Annotated in this window: 15 protein-coding genes; 9 read left to right on the top strand and 6 right to left on the bottom strand. The window is 61.9% G+C overall.

Annotated elements, in window-relative coordinates; translation table 11 throughout:
• Positions 1-131: 131 nt before the first annotated feature.
• A complete protein-coding gene (locus tag J3B00_RS24145; RefSeq protein ID WP_209873166.1) occupies positions 132-2,006 on the bottom strand; it encodes a methyl-accepting chemotaxis protein in 1,875 nt (624 codons plus the stop codon).
• A 166-nt stretch (positions 2,007-2,172) separates the two neighbouring features.
• Between J3B00_RS24145 and J3B00_RS24140 the strand changes: the two genes are divergently transcribed.
• Positions 2,173-3,648, top strand: coding sequence for a helicase HerA-like domain-containing protein (locus J3B00_RS24140; protein ID WP_209873163.1), 1,476 nt, complete (start codon positions 2,173-2,175; stop codon positions 3,646-3,648).
• Positions 3,649-4,313: 665 nt separating this feature from the next.
• Here J3B00_RS24140 and J3B00_RS24135 read toward each other — a convergent pair.
• Positions 4,314-5,786 carry an inorganic phosphate transporter gene (locus J3B00_RS24135; RefSeq protein ID WP_209873160.1) on the bottom strand — a complete coding sequence of 491 codons (1,473 nt, stop codon included), beginning with the start codon at positions 5,784-5,786 and terminating at the stop codon, positions 4,314-4,316.
• Positions 5,787-6,100: 314 nt separating this feature from the next.
• Positions 6,101-6,301 (bottom strand): hypothetical protein, encoded by a 201-nt coding sequence (locus J3B00_RS24130; protein ID WP_119143443.1) that lies wholly within the window; start codon positions 6,299-6,301, stop codon positions 6,101-6,103.
• A 557-nt stretch (positions 6,302-6,858) separates the two neighbouring features.
• Here J3B00_RS24130 and pcaR point away from each other — a divergent pair.
• The 7 genes from pcaR (at position 6,859) to pcaC (ending at position 15,006) form a co-directional block, all read left to right on the top strand.
• Positions 6,859-7,728: a pca regulon transcriptional regulator PcaR gene (pcaR, locus tag J3B00_RS24125; protein WP_209873157.1), complete on the top strand. Its 870-nt coding sequence runs from the start codon at positions 6,859-6,861 to the stop codon at positions 7,726-7,728.
• A gap of 307 nt (positions 7,729-8,035) precedes the next feature.
• Positions 8,036-9,382 carry an MFS transporter gene (locus J3B00_RS24120; RefSeq protein WP_209873154.1) on the top strand — a complete coding sequence of 449 codons (1,347 nt, stop codon included), beginning with the start codon at positions 8,036-8,038 and terminating at the stop codon, positions 9,380-9,382.
• Between the two features lie 350 nt (positions 9,383-9,732).
• Complete coding sequence (pcaF, locus tag J3B00_RS24115) at positions 9,733-10,938, top strand: 3-oxoadipyl-CoA thiolase (protein ID WP_209875125.1); 1,206 nt, start codon at positions 9,733-9,735, stop codon at positions 10,936-10,938.
• 198 nt (positions 10,939-11,136) lie between these two features.
• Positions 11,137-12,426, top strand: coding sequence for an MFS family transporter (locus J3B00_RS24110; RefSeq protein ID WP_209873151.1), 1,290 nt, complete (start codon positions 11,137-11,139; stop codon positions 12,424-12,426).
• A gap of 9 nt (positions 12,427-12,435) precedes the next feature.
• Positions 12,436-13,800 (top strand): 3-carboxy-cis,cis-muconate cycloisomerase, encoded by a 1,365-nt coding sequence (locus J3B00_RS24105; protein WP_209873148.1) that lies wholly within the window; start codon positions 12,436-12,438, stop codon positions 13,798-13,800.
• 11 nt (positions 13,801-13,811) lie between these two features.
• Positions 13,812-14,603: a 3-oxoadipate enol-lactonase gene (pcaD, locus tag J3B00_RS24100; RefSeq protein WP_209873145.1), complete on the top strand. Its 792-nt coding sequence runs from the start codon at positions 13,812-13,814 to the stop codon at positions 14,601-14,603.
• Positions 14,604-14,613: 10 nt separating this feature from the next.
• A complete protein-coding gene (gene pcaC, locus J3B00_RS24095) occupies positions 14,614-15,006 on the top strand; it encodes a 4-carboxymuconolactone decarboxylase (protein WP_209873141.1) in 393 nt (130 codons plus the stop codon).
• 201 nt (positions 15,007-15,207) lie between these two features.
• Here pcaC and J3B00_RS24090 read toward each other — a convergent pair whose 3' ends face one another.
• The 3 genes from J3B00_RS24090 to J3B00_RS24080 form a co-directional block, all read right to left on the bottom strand.
• Positions 15,208-15,732 carry an Mpo1-like protein gene (locus J3B00_RS24090; RefSeq protein ID WP_209873129.1) on the bottom strand — a complete coding sequence of 175 codons (525 nt, stop codon included), beginning with the start codon at positions 15,730-15,732 and terminating at the stop codon, positions 15,208-15,210.
• A gap of 101 nt (positions 15,733-15,833) precedes the next feature.
• Positions 15,834-16,784, bottom strand: coding sequence for a LysR family transcriptional regulator (locus J3B00_RS24085; protein WP_209873125.1), 951 nt, complete (start codon positions 16,782-16,784; stop codon positions 15,834-15,836).
• 209 nt (positions 16,785-16,993) lie between these two features.
• Entirely contained in the window at positions 16,994-18,247 is a 1,254-nt protein-coding gene (locus J3B00_RS24080) for an OprD family porin (protein ID WP_209873120.1), read from the bottom strand.
• Between the two features lie 566 nt (positions 18,248-18,813).
• Here J3B00_RS24080 and J3B00_RS24075 point away from each other — a divergent pair.
• Entirely contained in the window at positions 18,814-19,332 is a 519-nt protein-coding gene (locus J3B00_RS24075; protein ID WP_209873116.1) for an Hcp family type VI secretion system effector, read from the top strand.
• Positions 19,333-19,352: the final 20 nt, after the last annotated feature.

Here is a 19,352-nt window from a genome sequence, read left to right as displayed (position 1 = left end):
GCGATGACACGCCTAAAGGTGGACCTCTCAGAAGAATAGTTTGTTCGAAAAGATCAGTTACATGCTGCAAGCGTGAAGCTGCAAGAAAAAGCAGGTGCGCGGACGGCCATGCTCTTTCTTGCAGCTAGCCGCTAGATTCTGAAACTGCCCACCAGTTGCTTCAGGCGTCCGGCCTGCTGCTCCAGGTCGGAACACGCGCGCAGGGTGGCCTGCAGGTTCTCGACGCCCTCCTGGTTGAGCATGTTGATTTCGCTGATGTCCATGTTGATCGAATCGACCACGGCGGTTTGCTCTTCGGTGGCAGTCGCTACTGACTGATTCATGCCGTCGATTTCGCCGATGCGCACGGTGACGCTCTCCAGCCGCTCACCCGCCTGGTTGGCGATCTGCACGCTGTCCTGGCTGTGGCGCTGGCTCTGACCCATGGTATCGACCGATTCACGGGCACCGACCTGCAGCTCTTCGATCATGGTCTGTACCTGTTGCGCCGACTCCTGCGTGCGGTGCGCCAGGTTGCGGACCTCATCTGCTACCACCGCAAAGCCACGGCCGGCCTCGCCAGCGCGCGCTGCTTCGATCGCCGCGTTGAGGGCGAGCAGGTTGGTCTGCTGGGAGATGCTGGTAATCACTTCGAGGATCTGGCCGATGTTCACCGTCTTGCTGTTCAGCGTCTCGATGTGGGCGCTGGAGGTGACGATCAGGTCAGACAGGCGATTCATTGCCTGGATATTGCGGTCCACCACCTCTTGGCCTTCTTCGGCCAGGCGGCGTGCCGAGGTAGCGTGCTGCGACGCTTGCGCGGCGTTGCCGGCAATTTCCTGGGCGGCTGCACCCAGCTGGTTGATGGCCGCCGCGACGCTGTTGGTCCGGTTGGATTGCTCGTCGGAGTTGCTCATCGACGAGTTGGAAGCACTGATCACCCGCAAGGCCACTTCGTTGACCTGCTCGGTGGCCGAAGACACTTCGCGGATCGAGCCGTGAATGCGCTCGACGAAGCGGTTGAAGGCACTGCCGAGCACGCCGAACTCATCGTGATTGTGAATGGTCAGGCGCTTGGTCAGGTCGCCTTCGCCCTGGGCGATGTCTTCCATGGCGCGGGTCATGGTCAGCAATGGCTTCATCAGCACGCTGATCAGCAGGCCGAGCAGGCCGATGATGATCACTACCGCGACCAGGGTGGCAATCACCGCCGAGGTGCGGAAGGTGCTGAGCATGGCAAAGGCCTTATCCTTGTCCACCGATAGACCGATGTACCAGTTGGCTGCGGGCAGGCCCTTGATCGGAGTGAAGGTGAGCAAGCGTTGCTGGCCATCGGCGCTGACTTCGGTCAGTTCGCCGGAGAGGTTCGGCGTGCGCTGCGGGAACAGGTCCGACAGCGACTTCATCACCAGTGACGTGTCCGGGTGAACCAGGATCTTGCCCTGGTCGTTGACCAGGAACGCGTAGCCCATGCCGCCGAAGTTCAGCGAGTTGATGATTTCTACCAGGCCGTCCAGGGCCAGGTCGCCGCCGACTACGCCGACGCTGCTGGAGACCTTGTTGAGAATACCGATGACCATCTTGTTGGTGGTCAGGTCGATATACGGTTCGGTCAGCATCGCCCCGTTGGCGTTCATGCCGTCCTTGTACCAGGGGCGGGTGCGCGGGTCGTAACCGTCAGGCATCTTCGCATCGGGGCGTACGCTGAAGCCGCCATCGACTTTGCCCAGGTAAACCGTGAGAAAACTTGAGGTCAGTGCATTCTGGCCCATCAGGGTTTCGGCGTTGCGCGGATCCTGATTGATGTTCTGCGCCAGGTTTTCCACCAACTTGATCCGGCCATCGAACAGGTTGCGCACGTTGGTTGAAGTGGACGCGCCCATTTCAGCCAGATAATTCTCCAGGTTCTGGCGAATCGCATTACGCTGGAGGTAATCGTTATAGAGCGTAAACAGGCTGAAGGCGAGTATCACGATCAGTGAGGCGGCCAAGAGAATCTTGTGGCTGAAACGTAGGCTTTTGGTCATGGCGTAATCGGTTCCGCTAAGGTGATTATCGGGTCGTTCGCACAAATAGCTGAAAAACAGTGCAACTTGTCCCGTAGTCCTTTTGGGGATGTTCCTGTCTTTAGGTGAATATCAACAGGGCATATCGGCCGTTATCCGGTAAAGCTTGAGGAGAGGATGAAATAAGATGTCAGATTCTTCGCAAATTGTTGTAGGTGCCGGCACTGACAGCCAGCCTGTAAGCCAGGCCATGCGCCTGGCCAACCGTCATGGCCTGGTGGCAGGCGCCACGGGTACTGGCAAGACGGTGACTTTACAGCGCCTGGCCGAGGTCTTCAGTGATGCCGGTGTGGCGGTGTTTGCGGCTGATGTGAAGGGCGACCTGTGCGGCCTGGGGGCAGCGGCCACGCCGCAGGGCAAGGTGGCCGAGCGTATCGCCGGGATGCCGTGGCTTGGCCACACGCCCAAGGCCTACCCACTGACCTTGTGGGACATTGCCGGGCAGTCTGGCCATCCGTTGCGCACGACCCTCAGCGAAATGGGGCCACTGCTGTTGAGTAATCTGCTCGAGTTGACCGACAGCCAGCAGGCAGCGTTGTATGCGGCGTTCAAGGTGGCGGATCGCGACGGCTTGCTGTTGCTTGACCTGAAAGACCTCAAGGCCTTGCTCAACCACCTCAAGGACAACCCGCAGGTCCTCGGTGAGGACAGCGCGCTGATGACCAGCGGCTCTACCCAGGCGCTGCTGCGGCGGTTGGCGACGCTTGAGCAGCAGGGCGCCGAGGCCTTGTTTGGCGAACCGGCACTGCAGCTCGAAGACCTCTTGCAGCCTGCTGCCGACGGCCGTGGTCGGATTCATCTACTCGACGCCAGCCGACTGGTGCATGAGGCGCCGAAAGTCTATGCAACGTTTTTGTTGTGGCTGCTGGCCGAGCTGTTTGAACAGCTGCCGGAACGCGGTGATGCCGATAAACCGGTGCTGGCGCTGTTCTTCGACGAGGCGCACTTGCTGTTCAACGATACACCCAAGGCCTTGCAGGACCGGCTCGAGCAAGTGGTGCGCCTGATTCGCTCGAAGGGGGTCGGGGTGTACTTCGTGACCCAGTCGCCGGGGGATTTGCCGGATGCGGTGTTGGCCCAGTTGGGGTTGCGTATCCAGCATGGTCTGCGGGCATTTACGGCCAAGGAGCAGAAGTCGCTCAAGGCTGTGGCCGAGGGTTTCAGGCCAAATCCTGCGTTTGACACGCTTGGGGTGCTGACGGAGCTTGGTATCGGCGAGGCGTTGGTGGGCACGCTGGAGGACAAGGGCACCCCGGCGATGGTCCAGCGTGTGTTGATCGCGCCGCCGCAGTCGCGGATCGGGCCGCTGAGTGCGGTCGAGCGTAGTGCGCTGGTGGCGTCGTCGCCTTTGCGTGGGCGCTATGACAAGCCGATTGATCGGGAGTCGGCTTATGAAATGCTTACTCAGCGTAAGGGGGAGCCGGTAGAGCCAGTGCCGCAGCCTCAGGTGGAGGAGGGGAGTTTTGCCGACAAGGCGGGGGAGTTTTTGCAGGGGGCGGCGGGGCAGGCGATCAAGTCGGCGGTGCGTCAGGCGACTAATCAGTTGGGGCGGCAGTTGGTGCGGGGGTTGATGGGGTCGCTGCTGGGTGGGAAACGGCGCTGAAGGGGTAGATCAAGAGCAAGATCAAGATCAACAGCCAGGGCAACGGCAGGCGAATCGCTGCGCTCTCGCTTTGTTTATTTACCAGCGGATTTGTGAGGTGGCTGGCAGGGCTGTGCCCTGCGATTTGCATTGCCAGTTCGGGCCTCTTCGCGGGGCAAGCCCGCTCCTACAGGGATTACGCCGAATTCAAAATTTGCGCGATACCTGTAGGAGCGGGCTTGCCCCGCGAAGAGGCCCGAATATCCACCACCGATGCCACTACCAAAAACAACGCCAGCCCAGACGCCGCCCGTAACTTCGCGACTTCAGGAGGCCGAGTGGAGGTCTTGCGCAGGGAGGTGGAGGCCATGGATGGCCGGAAAGCGCTGAGGCCCAGGATGGGCCGTACAGCGCGGTCCTCCCGGAGCAAGACCGGAGCGAGGGAACCCGCAGCGCAGCGGAGGGCCGGATGCAGGAGCAAGCGGTTTTTGGTTACTTTTTTCCAAGAAAAAAAGTGACCCGCCGTAAGGGCGGAAGGGGCCATTACAGCCACTACATCAAATGGATAAGCCCACAACTCCTAAGCCAACCAGCCAACCAAGCCACCAGACCACCTCCCTCCTAGCCCAAGAAGAACCAAAAAAAAAGCGCCCGAAGGCGCCTTTCTCAGATCAAAGCCCAGCGTCTCAGCTGATCGCCTTGGTCGCCAGCCAGAACAGCCCCGCAGCCAGACCCATAGTCGCAGGCAGGGTCAGGACCCAGGCCAGGAGAATGGTCTTGACGGTGCCGCCTTGCAGTCCGCTCTTGTTGGCCACCATGGTCCCGGCCACGCCCGATGACAGTACATGGGTGGTCGACACCGGCAGGCTGAACACGTTGGCCATGCCGATCGCACAAGCCGCAGTGATCTGCGCCGACATGCCCTGGGCATACGTCATGCCCTGCTTGCCGATCTTCTCACCAACGGTCAGGACCACACGCTTCCAGCCCACCATGGTCCCCAGGCCCAAGGCCAGGGCAACCGCTACGATCACCCAGAACGGTGCGTACTCGGTGGTGGCAGTGAGGTCTTTGCGCAGTTTTTCCAGGTCGGCTTTCTCACGGGGCTCAAGCCCAGGCAGCTTGCCGACTTTCTTCGCGGTGTCGTCCAGGCACAGCAGGTAGCGCCGTACTTCCACGCGCTTCTCGGAATCGAGTGCACGGTAGTCGGTCACGCCCTGGAGCGAGGTCTGCAGGGCGGCAATGGTCGGCTCGGTCTGCTGCGGATTGCAGCTGAACTGCTCTGGCAAGTCGCCCGCTGCAGCCTTGCCCAAGGCCAGGTATTCGCCCAGGGTCGCTTCATTGCGCTGGTAGAACTGGCTCAGGTGCAGGGTGGCGTCACGGGTACGCTCGATCTGGTAGGTGGTGCTGTTCAGGTCAAGCACAAACTTGGCCGGGACAATACCGATCAACACCAGCATGATCAGGCCGATGCCTTTCTGGCCATCGTTTGAACCATGCACGAAGCTCACGCCCATGGCCGAGATGACCAGCACCAGACGGTTCCAGAACGGTGGATGCTTCTTGTCGTCGAGCTTGCGGCGTTGCTCCGGCGTCTTGTGCATCTTCGACAGCGGGCGCCACCACTTCAGGCCCAGCAGCACCAGCGCGGCAACGGCAAAACCGGCCATCGGCGAGAGTACCAGCGACATGCCGATGTCGATCGCCTTCTGCCAGTTGACGCCATCGCCCAGAGGAATGTCGCTGATCAAGGCGTTGGCCAGGCCGACGCCAAGGATCGAACCGATCAGGGTGTGCGAACTGGAAGCGGGGATGCCGAAGTACCACGTGCCAAGGTTCCAGGTGATGGCCGCAGCCAACAACGAGAAGACCATGGCCAGGCCGTGACCGGTGTTCACATTGATCAGCAGTTCGACCGGCAGCAGGTGGACAATGGCATACGCCACGCCGACACCGCCGAGCAGAACACCGAGGAAGTTGAACACGCCGGAGAAGAACACGGCGAGGTGCGGTGGCATGGCTTTGGTATAGATGACGGTGGCTACCGCGTTCGCGGTGTCATGAAAGCCATTGATGAACTCGAATGCGAGCACGAAGGTCAGTGCGAGCACCAAGCTCACCACTACCCAGGCATCCAGTCCGCTGAATAAATCGATCATGAAAGGTTTTCTGGCGGTCGTAGGGGGGCCGGATTATGCCAGAAAATATTGGCAATCGATGCACCCCCGAGAGACCAGTGGCGGCTGGAAATGCCACACCGCACCGCCTGAGGCCATAGATCTGTGCAGGTTACATGCCGACAAAAAACGCGAATATCGGCAAAGTTTCACGATTGCTCAGAGATTGCCCAGGCGAATCTTCATTCAAACGCTTGTATGAAATTTGTATAATTCCATTTCACGGAAGGGCCTGCAGCACTACAAGCCAACACCCTGCTTCAACTGATCATGGTCAGTGCCGGGTGCCCAGCGGCTCAGGATTCATCGGTGCGCAGGTCTTTTTCCATTTTTTCCAGCTCTTGGGCAAACACCTGGTCTTGAACCGTCGCGCGCTTGCGCCACGGTTTACGCTCCGGCTCGGGTTGTGCCGCATAGGTGGTGACTTCGCCACCGTAAACATCCTTGTAACGTTCAGCCTGGCGCTCGAGTTCTGCGCGCAGTTCATCTTTCGTCACAGTAGTACCTGAATAAGTAAGAGTTGGCCCTGGACCCGGCATGCCAAGTTGAGCATGCGGCTACGCAACCAGAGCGAATTCGCTGTCGCAGCAACAGTGTCCTAATAGAAGCGCTGACACGATAAAGCGCATATACAGCGCCGTGCCTTGGGATGCTGAGAGTCCGAGTGGACGGCTAGTTACTTGCATCCTCACGCGCATCAATCATCGCTAGCCGAGATGATTATAGCAATCGGCAACACCGTGATCATCGTTCTTTACGAGTGGCTGACACAAGAGGGGAAAGTTGTGCAAGTCGCTGTTGAAAACGCCATCGCCGCTGTCAGAAGTTTGAGGGAGCGCCGGGCGGAAAGTTCGATTGATCAAGAGGGGATGTAAAACGGCCTCGCGGTGACGAGGCCGTGCCTGGGGACTTCTACGGTGGGTACCTGACCAGTCTCTCCAAAGAAGCCACATGTGGCATGAGAAAGGTATAAGCAAAAGTGTCAGCGGTCAATTGCGATTATCGGCCGTTCGTTCGATAATCGCACGAACCACGGATTTTTTTGAGGTCTGCCATGAGCGACGAAAACCTGCCCAAGGATTCCCCGCTGCCAGAACGTGCCGCGTCCCCTACGATGGCGCCGCCGATCGTGGCGTCGCCGGCCAAGCGCATTCAGGCGTTCACCGGTGATCCGGATTTCATGACCTCGCTGGCCCGTGGCCTGGCGGTCATTCAGGCGTTCCAGGAACGCAAGCGACACCTGACCATCGCTCAGATCAGCCACCGCACCGAGATCCCGCGGGCGGCAGTACGGCGGTGTCTGCACACCCTGATGAAGCTCGGCTATGCCACCACCAACGGGCGCACTTATTCGTTGCTGCCCAAGGTGCTGACGCTCGGCCATGCCTACCTGTCGTCGACCCCGCTGGCGATGTCTGCGCAGCCGTACCTGGATCGCATCAGTGACCAGTTGCATGAAGCCGCCAACATGGCCACGCTTGAAGGCGACGACATTCTTTATATAGCGCGCTCGGCGACGGTCGAACGGCTGATCTCGGTCGACCTCTCGGTGGGTGGCCGGCTGCCGGCCTATTGCACCTCGATGGGACGCATTCTGCTGGCTGCCCTGGATGATGCCAGCCTGCGCGAATACCTCGAGCGTGCCGACCTGAAAGCCCGTACCAGCCGTACCCTGCATGATCCAGAGTCGCTGTTTGCCTGCATCCACCAGGTTCGCGCTCAGGGTTGGTGCGTGGTCGACCAGGAACTGGAGCAGGGCCTGCGGTCGATTGCGGTGCCTATCTATGATGCTTCGGGTCAGGTGCTGGCAGCCCTCAATGTCAGTACCCATGTCGGGCGGGTGACGCGCAGCGAGCTGGAACAGCGGTTCCTGCCGATCCTGTTGGCGTCGAGCCGAGACCTGTGTACCCAGCTGTTTGGGTAAGTCATCAACGGCTGAGCACGATCTACTGTTCGATAAACGCACAATGTCGCTCTGGCTGAATTGCGTCCTCAGCGCCCGCTGATTAATGTCTCTCGCAACGGTCGGCTTCAGCCGACCGAACAAGAACAACATGCGAGAGGCATCACCCATGACCACTGTCCTTCCTGTGCTGCGGCCGCACCCGCACCCGCACTCGCACGCAGCTCCGTTGTATCCAGGCTGACGCTCGGCCGCTCCTACTGATTCTCGATACCTGCGCACAGCGTGCGTCTGAGTCCTGCCTGCGCCGATTTTCTGGATTACAACAATGAACAAACCGCAAACCTCCGTCGGCAACTGCCTCGACGTCCAGTCATTCATCAATGACCAGCCGCTGTCCCGCTATCAATGGCGGGTCGTGATCCTGTGCTTCCTGATCGTCTTCCTCGATGGCCTGGACACTGCTGCAATGGGCTTCATTGCTCCTGCGCTGTCCCAGGAGTGGGGCATTGATCGGGCCAGCCTGGGTCCGGTGATGAGTGCCGCGCTGATCGGCATGGTCTTCGGTGCACTGGGTTCCGGGCCGTTGGCTGACCGCTTCGGCCGCAAAGGTGTGCTGGTTGGCGCTGTGCTGGTATTCGGCGGCTTCAGCCTGGCCTCGGCCTATGCCACCAACGTCGACCAGTTGCTGATCCTGCGCTTCCTGACCGGTCTGGGTCTGGGCGCGGGCATGCCCAACGCTACCACCTTGCTCTCTGAATACACCCCCGAGCGGCTCAAGTCGCTGCTGGTCACCAGCATGTTCTGCGGCTTCAACCTGGGCATGGCGGGCGGCGGTTTCATGTCCGCCAAGCTGATTCCGGCCTACGGCTGGCATAGCCTGCTGGTCATCGGTGGGGTACTGCCGCTGATTCTGGCCGTGGTGCTGCTGGTGTGGTTGCCGGAATCGGCGCGCTTCCTGGTGGTGCGCAACCGCGGTACCGACAAGGTGCGCAAGACGTTGGCACCGATTGCCCCGCAGGTGGTTGCCCAGGCGTCCAGCTTCAGCGTGCCTGAACAAAAGGTAGTGGCTGCACGCAACGTGTTTGCGGTGATCTTCTCCGGTACCTACGGCGTGGGCACCATGCTGTTGTGGCTGACCTACTTCATGGGCCTGGTCATCGTCTACCTGCTGACCAGCTGGCTGCCAACGCTGATGCGTGACAGCGGCGCGAGCATGGAAGAAGCCGCATTCATCGGTGCGCTGTTCCAGTTTGGCGGCGTACTCAGCGCGGTCGGCGTGGGCTGGGCTATGGACCGCTTCAACCCGCACAAGGTCATCGGCATCTTTTACCTGCTGGCCGGGGTATTCGCCTACGCGGTGGGTCAGAGCCTGGGCAACATTACCCTGCTGGCCACGTTGGTACTGGTTGCCGGTATGTGCGTGAACGGCGCGCAGTCGGCCATGCCTTCGTTGGCGGCGCGCTTCTATCCGACCCAGGGTCGCGCCACCGGCGTGTCGTGGATGCTCGGTATCGGCCGCTTCGGCGCCATTCTCGGTGCTTGGAGCGGGGCGACCCTGTTGGGCCTGGGCTGGAACTTCGAACAGGTGTTGACGGCGCTGTTGGTGCCTGCGGCATTGGCCACAGTGGGCGTGATCGTCAAGGGTCTGGTCAGCCACGCTGACGCGACCTGAAACAGAACATGAAGGGGGCAGGGCTAATGTCTTCGCGGGGCGGGCCCGCGCTCCAAAGGATCATCGCAAATCCTGTAGGAGCGGGCTTGCCCCGCGAAGAGGCCGCCCCTGACACCCCCTTTACAACGGATCAAGCGCAGTAGCCAGCACAACAACGTGTTCGATAATCGAACGAATAGTCGATTATCGGATTGTGCGCTACCCATCCCCGTCTTTAATCTGAGCTCAACGACGCGTCCTGACCAGGAGCCTCCATTGACTGCAACCATTTCGCTTCACGAGGCCGTGAAGCAGTTCATCCAGGACGGCGCCGCCGTCACCGCCGCCCATGGCCATAAACCAGGAGAAGCCTGATGCGTGACGTATTTATCTGCGATGCCATTCGCACCCCAATCGGTCGCTTCGGCGGCGCTCTGGCCAGCGTGCGCGCCGACGACCTGGCGGCGGTGCCGCTCAAGGCGCTGATCGAGCGTAACCCGTCGGTGCAGTGGGATCAGGTCGATGAAGTGTTCTTCGGCTGCGCCAACCAGGCCGGCGAAGACAACCGTAACGTCGCGCGCATGGCCCTGCTGCTGGCCGGCTTGCCTGAGAGCATCCCAGGCGTGACCCTCAACCGCCTGTGCGCTTCTGGTATGGACGCCATCGGCACGGCCTTCCGGGCGATCGCCAGCGGCGAAATGGAGCTGGCGATTGCCGGCGGCGTCGAGTCGATGTCGCGTGCACCGTTTGTCATGGGCAAGGCGGAGAGCGGCTATTCGCGCAACATGAAACTCGAGGACACCACCATCGGCTGGCGCTTCATCAACCCGCTGATGAAAAGCCAGTACGGCGTCGATTCGATGCCCGAAACCGCCGACAACGTTGCCGACGACTATCAGGTTTCGCGTGCCGACCAGGACGCCTTTGCCCTGCGCAGCCAGCAAAAAGCCGCCGCAGCCCAGGCTGCTGGTTTCTTCGCTGAAGAGATCGTGCCAGTGCGCATCGCCCACAAGAAGGGTGAGACCGTGGTCGAGCAGGACGAGCATCTGCGCCCGGACACCACCCTCGAAGCCCTGACCCGTCTCAAGCCGGTCAACGGCCCGGACAAGACCGTCACTGCTGGCAACGCCTCGGGCGTTAACGACGGTGCTGCCGCGCTGATCCTGGCCTCGGCTGAAGCCGTCAAGAAGCACGGCCTGACCCCGCGTGCGCGGGTATTGGGCATGGCCAGTGGCGGCGTTGCGCCACGGGTGATGGGCATCGGCCCGGTGCCTGCGGTGCGCAAGCTGACCGAACGCCTTGGTGTAGCGGTTGCCGACTTCGACGTCATCGAGCTCAACGAAGCCTTCGCCAGCCAAGGCCTGGCGGTGCTGCGCGAGCTGGGCGTGGCCGACGATGCGCCGCAAGTCAACCCGAACGGCGGCGCAATCGCCCTCGGTCATCCGCTGGGCATGAGTGGTGCACGGCTGGTACTGACTGCGCTTCACCAATTGGAAAAAAGCGGTGGCCGTAAAGGCCTGGCGACCATGTGCGTAGGTGTTGGCCAAGGGCTGGCACTGGCCATCGAGCGGGTCTGATCCATCGTTTTGAGCAGGTCTGGCTTCTTCGCGAGGCATGCCCACGCCTACAAGGTCCACGCAAACCCTGTAGGCGCGGGCTTGCCCCGCGAAGAAGTCCGCATCAACACCGCGATAGCCGACCATGGCCGTATAGCGGAACGAGAGTGTTACTGGGTATGTCTAGACTAATCAGTGACCCTCAGGAGTAACCCTCTCATGACCTCAAGCTATTACACCGGCGAAGAACGCAGCAAACGCATCTTCGCCATCGTCGGTGCCTCTTCAGGCAATCTGGTGGAATGGTTCGACTTCTACGTCTACGCCTTCTGCGCCATCTATTTCGCCCCTGCTTTCTTCCCTTCCGACAACCCTACCGTGCAGCTGCTCAACACTGCCGGGGTGTTCGCGGCGGGCTTCCTCATGCGCCCCATCGGTGGCTGGATCTTCGGCCGCCTGGCTGACCGTCATGGGCGCAAGAATTCGCTGATGACCTCGGTGCTGATGATGTGCTTCGGCTCGCTGATCATCGCCTGCCTGCCGACCTACGCCAGCATCGGCGCCTGGGCCCCGGCGCTGCTGCTGGCGGCGCGGCTGCTGCAGGGCCTGTCGGTGGGCGGTGAGTACGGCACCACCGCCACCTATATGAGCGAGGTCGCCCTGCGCGGTCAGCGCGGGTTCTTCGCCTCGTTCCAGTACGTCACCCTGATTGGTGGCCAGCTGCTGGCAGTGCTGGTGGTAGTGATCCTGCAGCAACTGCTCAGCGACGAGGAGCTGCGTGCCTGGGGCTGGCGCATTCCGTTTGTGGTCGGTGCGATCGCTGCGGTGATCTCGCTGATGCTGCGCCGCTCGCTGGAAGAGACCAGCAGCGCCGAAACCCGTCAGGACAAGGACGCCGGCAGTATCAGCGGCCTGTTCCGTAATCACGCTGCAGCGTTTATCACCGTGCTCGGCTACACCGCTGGCGGCTCGCTGATCTTCTACACCTTCACCACCTACATGCAGAAATACCTGGTCAACACGGCCGGCATGAACGCCAAGAGCGCCAGCTTTGTCATGACCGGCGCGCTGTTCGTGTTCATGATTCTGCAGCCGCTGTTCGGCATGCTCTCCGACCGGATCGGCCGACGTACCTCGATGCTCCTGTTCGGCGCCTTGGGTACCCTGTTCACCGTGCCCCTGCTGATGGCGCTGAAAACCGTCACCAGCCCGTTCATGGCCTTCGTGCTGATTACCCTGGCGCTGTGTATCGTCAGCCTCTACACCTCCATCAGCGGCCTGGTGAAGGCCGAGATGTTCCCGCCGCAAGTGCGTGCGCTCGGTGTTGGCCTGGCCTATGCGGTGGCCAACGCACTGTTTGGCGGTTCGGCCGAATACGTGGCGCTGGGCTTGAAAACCCTGGGGATGGAGAACACCTTCTACTGGTACGTGACCGCGATGATGGCGGTGGCCTTCCTGTTCAGTCTGCGCCTGCCGAAACAGGCGGCGTACCTGCACCATGATCACTAAGGATTGACGATGACCCACCGAGCGGACAACCAGCTGTTCGACGCCTACTTCACTGCCCCGGCCATGCGCGAGGTCTTCTCCGACCGTGGCCGCCTGCAGGGCATGCTCGACTTCGAGGCCGCCCTGGCGCGTGCCGAGGCCAGCGCCGGGCTGGTGCCGCACAGCGCGGTACCGGCTATCGAGGCCGCCTGCAAGGCTGAGCGTTACGATGCCCGGGCGTTGGCCGATGCGATCGCCACAGCGGGTAATTCGGCGATTCCACTGGTCAAGGCGTTGGGCAAGGTAGTCGCCAGCGGTGTGCCGGAAGCCGAGCGTTATGTGCACCTCGGTGCCACTAGTCAGGATGCCATGGACACCGGCCTGGTCCTGCAGCTGCGCGACGCTCTCGAGCTGGTCGAAGCTGACCTCGCCAAGCTCGCCGATACCCTGGCCCAGCAGGCCTTGCAGCATGCCGATACGCCCATGGTTGGCCGCACCTGGCTGCAACACGCCACGCCGGTGACCCTGGGGATGAAGCTGGCCGGGGTGCTCGGTGCGCTCACGCGCCATCGCCAGCGCCTGCAGGAGCTGCGCCCGCGCTTGCTCTGCCTGCAGTTTGGCGGCGCTTCCGGCAGCCTCGCCGCGCTGGGCAGCAAGGCGCTGCCGGTAGCCGAGGCGTTGGCCGAACAACTCAAGCTGAGCCTGCCGGAACAGCCGTGGCACACTCATCGAGATCGCCTGGTGGAGTTCGCCGCAGTGCTCGGTCTGGTGGCCGGCAGCCTGGGCAAGTTCGGCCGCGACGTCAGCTTGCTGATGCAGACCGAGGCAGGTGAGGTGTTCGAACCTTCGGCGCCGGGCAAGGGCGGCTCTTCGACCATGCCGCACAAGCGTAATCCGGTTGGCGCGGCGGTCTTGATCGGCGCGGCCACGCGGGTGCCCGGCCTGGTCAGCACGCTGTTCTCGGCCATGCCCCAGGAGCACGAGCGCAGCCTCGGCCTGTGGCATGCAGAATGGGAAACCTTGCCGGAAATCTGCTGCCTGGTGTCCGGCGCGCTGCGCCAGGCCCAGGTGATCGCCGAGGGCATGGAGGTAGATGCCGAGCGCATGCGCCGCAACCTCGACCTGACCCAGGGCCTGGTATTGGCCGAGGCGGTCAGTATCGTTCTGGCGCAGCGCCTGGGCCGCGACCGCGCCCACCACCTGCTTGAACAGTGCTGCCAGCGCGCCGTCGCCGAACAGCGCCACTTGCGCGCTGTACTCGGCGACGAGCCGCAGGTCAGCGCCGAGCTGTCCGCTGATGAGCTCGACCGTTTGCTCGACCCCGCTCATTACCTTGGTCAGGCCCGCGTCTGGGTGGCGCGCGCCGTGGCTGAACATCAACGTTTGACTGCCTGAAGGAGACCGCTGTGGCACATTTGCAACTGGCCGATGGCGTACTGAACTACCAACTCGACGGCCCTGCAGACGCACCGGTGCTGGTGCTGTCCAACTCGCTGGGTACCGACCTGGGCATGTGGGACACGCAAGTCCCGGCCTGGTCCGAGCATTTTCGCGTATTGCGCTACGACACCCGTGGGCATGGCGGCTCGCTGGTCACTGAGGGGCCGTACAGCATCGAGCAATTGGGCAATGACGTGCTGGCCCTGCTCGATGGCCTGGACATCGCCAAGGCGCACTTCGTCGGCCTGTCGATGGGGGGCCTGATCGGCCAGTGGTTGGGCATCAATGCCGGCCATCGCCTGCTCAGCCTGACCCTGTGCAACACCGCCGCAAAAATCGGCAGTGACGAGGTGTGGAACCCGCGCATCGCCACGGTGCTCGAGCGTGGTCAGCAGGCGATGATCGACCTGCGCGATGCGTCGATTGCGCGCTGGTTCACCCCGGCCTTCGCCGAAGCTCAACCGGCCCAGGCCCAGCGCATCACCGAGATGCTCGCGCAGACCTCGCCGCAAGGTTACGCGGCCAACTGCGCTGCTGTGCGTGACGCCGACTACCGTGAGCAGCTGGGCGCGGTGCAGGTGCGCAGCCTGATCGTCGCCGGTACCGCCGACGTGGTCACCACTCCTGAACACGGGCGTTTCATGCAAGACGCCATCGCCGATGCGCAGTACGTCGAGTTCCACGCGGCGCATCTTTCCAATGTCGAGATCGGTGAAGCCTTCACGGCGCGGGTCCTCGATTTTCTGCTGGCTCGCTGAGGACAACACCATGGACGAAAAACAACGTTATGACGCCGGCATGCAGGTGCGCCGCGCAGTGCTCGGTGACGCCCATGTCGACCGCAGCCTGGAAAAGCTGACCGACTTCAATGGTGAGTTTCAGGAAATGATCACCCGCCACGCCTGGGGTGATATCTGGACCCGTCCCGGCCTGCCACGGCACACCCGTAGCCTGATCACCATTGCCATGCTGATCGGCATGAACCGCAGTGAGGAGCTCAAGCTGCACCTGCGCGCTGCCGCCAGCAATGGCGTAACGCGCGAAGAGATCAAGGAAGTGCTGATGCAGAGCGCGATCTACTGCGGGATCCCGGCGGCCAATGCCACCTTCCACATGGCTGAGTCGGTGTGGGATGAGCTGGGTGTGGAGTCGCGTCAGTAAAGATCTGTGCTGAGCTGTTTGCCCTAATGCCAGTCAGTTAAGACGTGCTCGCCTGTTTTGGGGCCGCTTTGCGGCCCTTTCGCGACACAAGGCCGCTCCCACGCCGATGGTGTATGCCCCTCTTACAGGGCAAGCGGGACAGTGTGGGAGCGGCCTTGCCGGACCGCTCGGAAAGGGCTGCAAAGCAGCCCTAACTGCTCATCACACCGCCGCTTTTTTCTGCCTGATCGCCACCGGCCCGGCGTTGGCCTCCACCGCCTTCTTCAGCGCCGGGCACAGCCCCAGCATGAACGCCGCCTCTGCCACTACAAACAGCGGCCCGATGATCAACCCGCTCAGGTCGTCGACAAACGCCGGTTTGCGTCCCTCGTAGTAATGCCCGACAAACTGGATGATCCAGCCCAGTACAAAAGCCGCCAAGCCGGCGCTCAGCCAGAGCCCGGTAGCCTGCACGGCCAATACCTGGCCAAGCCACAGGCTTAGCCCCAGCAGCAACCCCATCACCAGGCCGAAACGCAGGTCCAGGCGCAGGTAGAACCACACCGCCGCCGCCGCCGCGAGCAGGGCCGGCGACAGCCAGATGCCCGCGACATCCCAGCCGGGCCGCGACAGCAGGATGGTCACGGCGAGCACTATCAAGGGAATGCCAACGAAGTGGGTGGCGATGTTGCGCGGGTCACGGTGGTAGCCGGCGTACTGGCTCAGGTGTTCGACGAGGCTTTTCATTGTTGTTCCTCCTTGGCTGCGCCTGCTGGCAGTGAGTCACTGCGTTTGAGCATAGCCCGTGGGCCAGGTGGCCGGAACCACTCGCAACTGATGCAGCGCCATCAGCGTGGCGAATGACCCTGCCTTGGCGAGGGACGCTCATTGATAGCGCGCTGCCCGTCGAGGCTTACCAGCGTCTCGATCATCGCCCGAGCTGCCGGAGATAACCGATTGCCGCTGCGGCTGACGACCCCGCAGCGCACGCTGAGCACCTCCAGCCCGGGTGGCAGGTTACGCCAGTGCAGGCGAATCAGCCGGCCGGCGGCGAGGTCCTCGGCAACCGACTCTTCGCTCGCAGTCCCAATTGCATCGCTGGCCAGGACCACGCTGCGCAGCACGGCCAGGTGTTCTGTCTGCAGGTGCGGGGTGAAGTCGCTGCGCCCACTGAGGTTGGCCAGTCGCTTGCGCACACCGGGGGCGAGCAGGGCACTGGCCAATGGGTAGGCGAAGAGGTCGTTGGTCGACAGGCTGTCTTTGCCCAACAGCGGGTGACCAGGACGGCAGAAGAATAGCCCTGGGCGCGGGCTGAGTGGCTCGGTATGGAAATTCGGGTCGGCCTCGAACGGGCGTATGTCGTCGACGAAAAACTCGATCTGCTCGCGGCGCAAGGCTTGGCCGAGGCGTTCAGCGTTATCCACCAGTAGCGCAGTGCGAATCCCCGGGTGGGTGGCGAGCAAGTGCTGCAGCGCATCCGGGACCAGCCGTACGGCCAGCGCTGGGCCGCTACCGAAATGCAGTTCGCCGGCGTCGAGCTTGGTCATCTGCAGAACATCCGTGCTCAGTTGTGCCGCGCCCTGAACCAGGCGGCGGGCGTGTTGCAGGACCACCAGGCCTTCGGGAGTCGGGTGCAGGGCTTTGCTGGCGCGGTCGACCAGCGAGCAGCCAAAGGTCTGTTCCAGGCCTTGGATGGCGCGGCTGAATGCCGGTTGGGTAATGCCCATGGCCTCGGCGGCACGGACAAAGCTGCGGTACTCGGTCAGGGCGATGAAGTAGCGCAGTTGGCGAAGGTCCATGTCGAGCTCTGCGGCGGGGGGAGTAGCGTTTTTAGCTTTTGTTACATATTCCGTCAATGATGGTTTCGTGTGTTTGTTAGATGGTTATTTCATATGCATAGAGGGTGTTCAGGTGGCGGCCTCTTCGCGGGGCAAGCCCGCTCCTACAGGCGCGGGGGTGTTCTTGAACCTGTAGGAGCGGGCTTGTCCCGCGAAGAGGCCGCTACTGACTACAACAGGTTCAGCGGATAGCTGACGATCACTCGGTTCTCATCGAACGAGTTGGTGCTGTAGTCACGACGCATGGTCGAGTTGCGCCACTTCAGGGTCAGGTCCTTGAACGTCCCCGACTGCACTACGTACGCCAGTTCGGTCTCGCGTGCCCACTCCTTGCCATCGTCGACTACTGCGGTGTGCACGTTGTCACCCTTGATATAGCGGTTCATCAAGGTCAGGCCAGGGACGCCAACGGTGGTGAAGTTGAAGTCATGGCGCAGCTGCCAGGAGCGTTCCTTGGCGTTGTCGAAGCTGGAGTTGTAGCTGTCGTTGGCGAGGGTGCCGCCGCTGGTGCCGTTGACCCGCAACCAGGCGTCATCGCCGCTGACTTTCTGCAGGCCGACGTAGAAGGTATGCCCCTTGTAGCGCGCCGAGAGCAGCGCCGAGGCGGTGCGGTTGTCCAGCTTGCCCGCGCGTTCGGCGCCGTCTTCCTTACCGGTGAAGTAGCCCAGGTTGGCACCCAGCGTCCACTCGCCGAGTGGCTGGCTGTGTACCAGGTTCAGGTACTGCTGGCGGTAGATGTCCTTGAGGCGGGCATCCCACAGGCCAATCATCGTGCGCTTGTCGTTGAAGGTGTATTCGCCGCCGGCGAAATTGAAGCGGTCGGAGGTGAACGCCGAACGGCCGTTGAGCGACATGTCTTCCATGCTCGCGTCGTTGCGCGGGCTGTTGCCGCGGAACTGGCCGCCGTACAGGGTCAGGCCATCGATTTCCTTGGAGGTGATCTGGCCACCACGGAAGGTCTGCGGCAGCGAACGACCATCGTCCGAGCGCAGGATCGGCAGCACCGGCATCCACTCGCCCACCTTCAGTTCGGTTTGCGACAGCTTGGCCTTGAACGCCACGCCCAAGCGGCCGAAGTCATCGGCGGGGCGACCGTCGTCATGCACGGGCAGCAGGTGGGTGCCGGCGGTGCCTCTGCCCCCATCGAGCTTGACCGAGTACATGCCGAGGATGTCGACACCGAAGCCGACGGTGCCCTGGGTGAAGCCGGAGCGGGCATCGAGGATGAAGCTCTGCGTCCATTCCTCGCCCTTGGCCTGAGCGTTGGCCGGGTCGACGAAGTTACGGTTGATGTAGAAGTTACGCAGGTTGAGCGTGGCCTTGGCATCCTCCATGAAACCGCTTTCGGCGGCGAAGGCTGGCAGGGCGCAGGACATGGCCAACAGGCCGGGCAGCAGCTGGCGTGCGGATTTCGAAGTGCTCATCTGTTGTGGATCTCTTGTTTTTATTGGCGAGCCGGAAGCGCTGCGGGTGCGGGCCGACAGGGCGACGGGTCTGGGGATGAACGTGTTGCTGGGCGGATGGTGCGGGGCAGGGCGGGGGCGGGGCAATTCGTCGCAGGCGGTACTGGGCGATAATCGAACGGAATGTTCCGGGTGGTTAATTGTCGCTTAATCCGCCGGCTGATGAGCGGGTTGAGGGAGATGCCGCTGGAGCGCTGGAGTGCCGAAAAGCGCACCTCCGTCAATTTGCCAAGTGCGCAAGAAGTTGCGCACCTCTAAGTCGAAAATCGGACCTTTTTTCGGCTGCAGGCCACGTAAATAAAGGCCTTCAGGCAAGTGCGCAACTTCTTGCGCAGTACTGCGCAAGAAGTTGCGCACTTTTCAAGGGTTTTTCAGCCCAATTGCTCTCTCCAGGACCGCTGAAAATCCTGAAAGCCCTGTTCTAGAGGGGTTTTGAGTTTGATGGCATGGACCTTGTAGAAGGATAACGTGACCAGCGGGTGTTTTACCCGCCTGGCGACTCTATTTTTCCAGCAAGGAGAGCATCCATGGCTACCCCCGCTTACATGTCCGTTACCGGTACCAAACAAGGCTTGATCACCGCCGGTGCCTTCACTGCCGACTCGGTTGGCAACACCTACCAGGAAGGCCACGAAGATCAGGTCATGGTCCAGGGCTTCAGCCACGAAGTCATCATCCCGCGTGACCCGCAGTCCGGCCAGCCTACTGGCCAGCGCATCCACAAGCCGGTGGTCATCACCAAGGTGTTCGACAAGGCGTCGCCGCTGCTGCTGGCCGCCCTGACCTCCGGTGAGCGGCTGACCGAGATCGTCATCCACTGGTACCGCACCTCGGCTGCCGGCACTCAGGAGCACTACTACACCACCACACTTGAAGACGCGATCATCGTCGACATCAAGGACTACATGCACAACTGCCAGGATCCTTCCAACGCGCACTTCACCCACCTGGAAGACGTGCATTTCACCTATCGCAAGATCACCTGGACCCACGAAGTCTGCGGTACTTCCGGCTCCGATGACTGGCGTTCGCCGGTCGCAGGCTAAGGCTTACTGATCGTCATGGC

The organism is Pseudomonas sp. BP8, from assembly GCF_017875955.1.
Taxonomy (GTDB): domain Bacteria; phylum Pseudomonadota; class Gammaproteobacteria; order Pseudomonadales; family Pseudomonadaceae; genus Aquipseudomonas.
The sequence above is the reverse complement of the archived record's forward strand: the minus strand, read 5'-3'. Positions and strand labels throughout refer to the sequence as shown.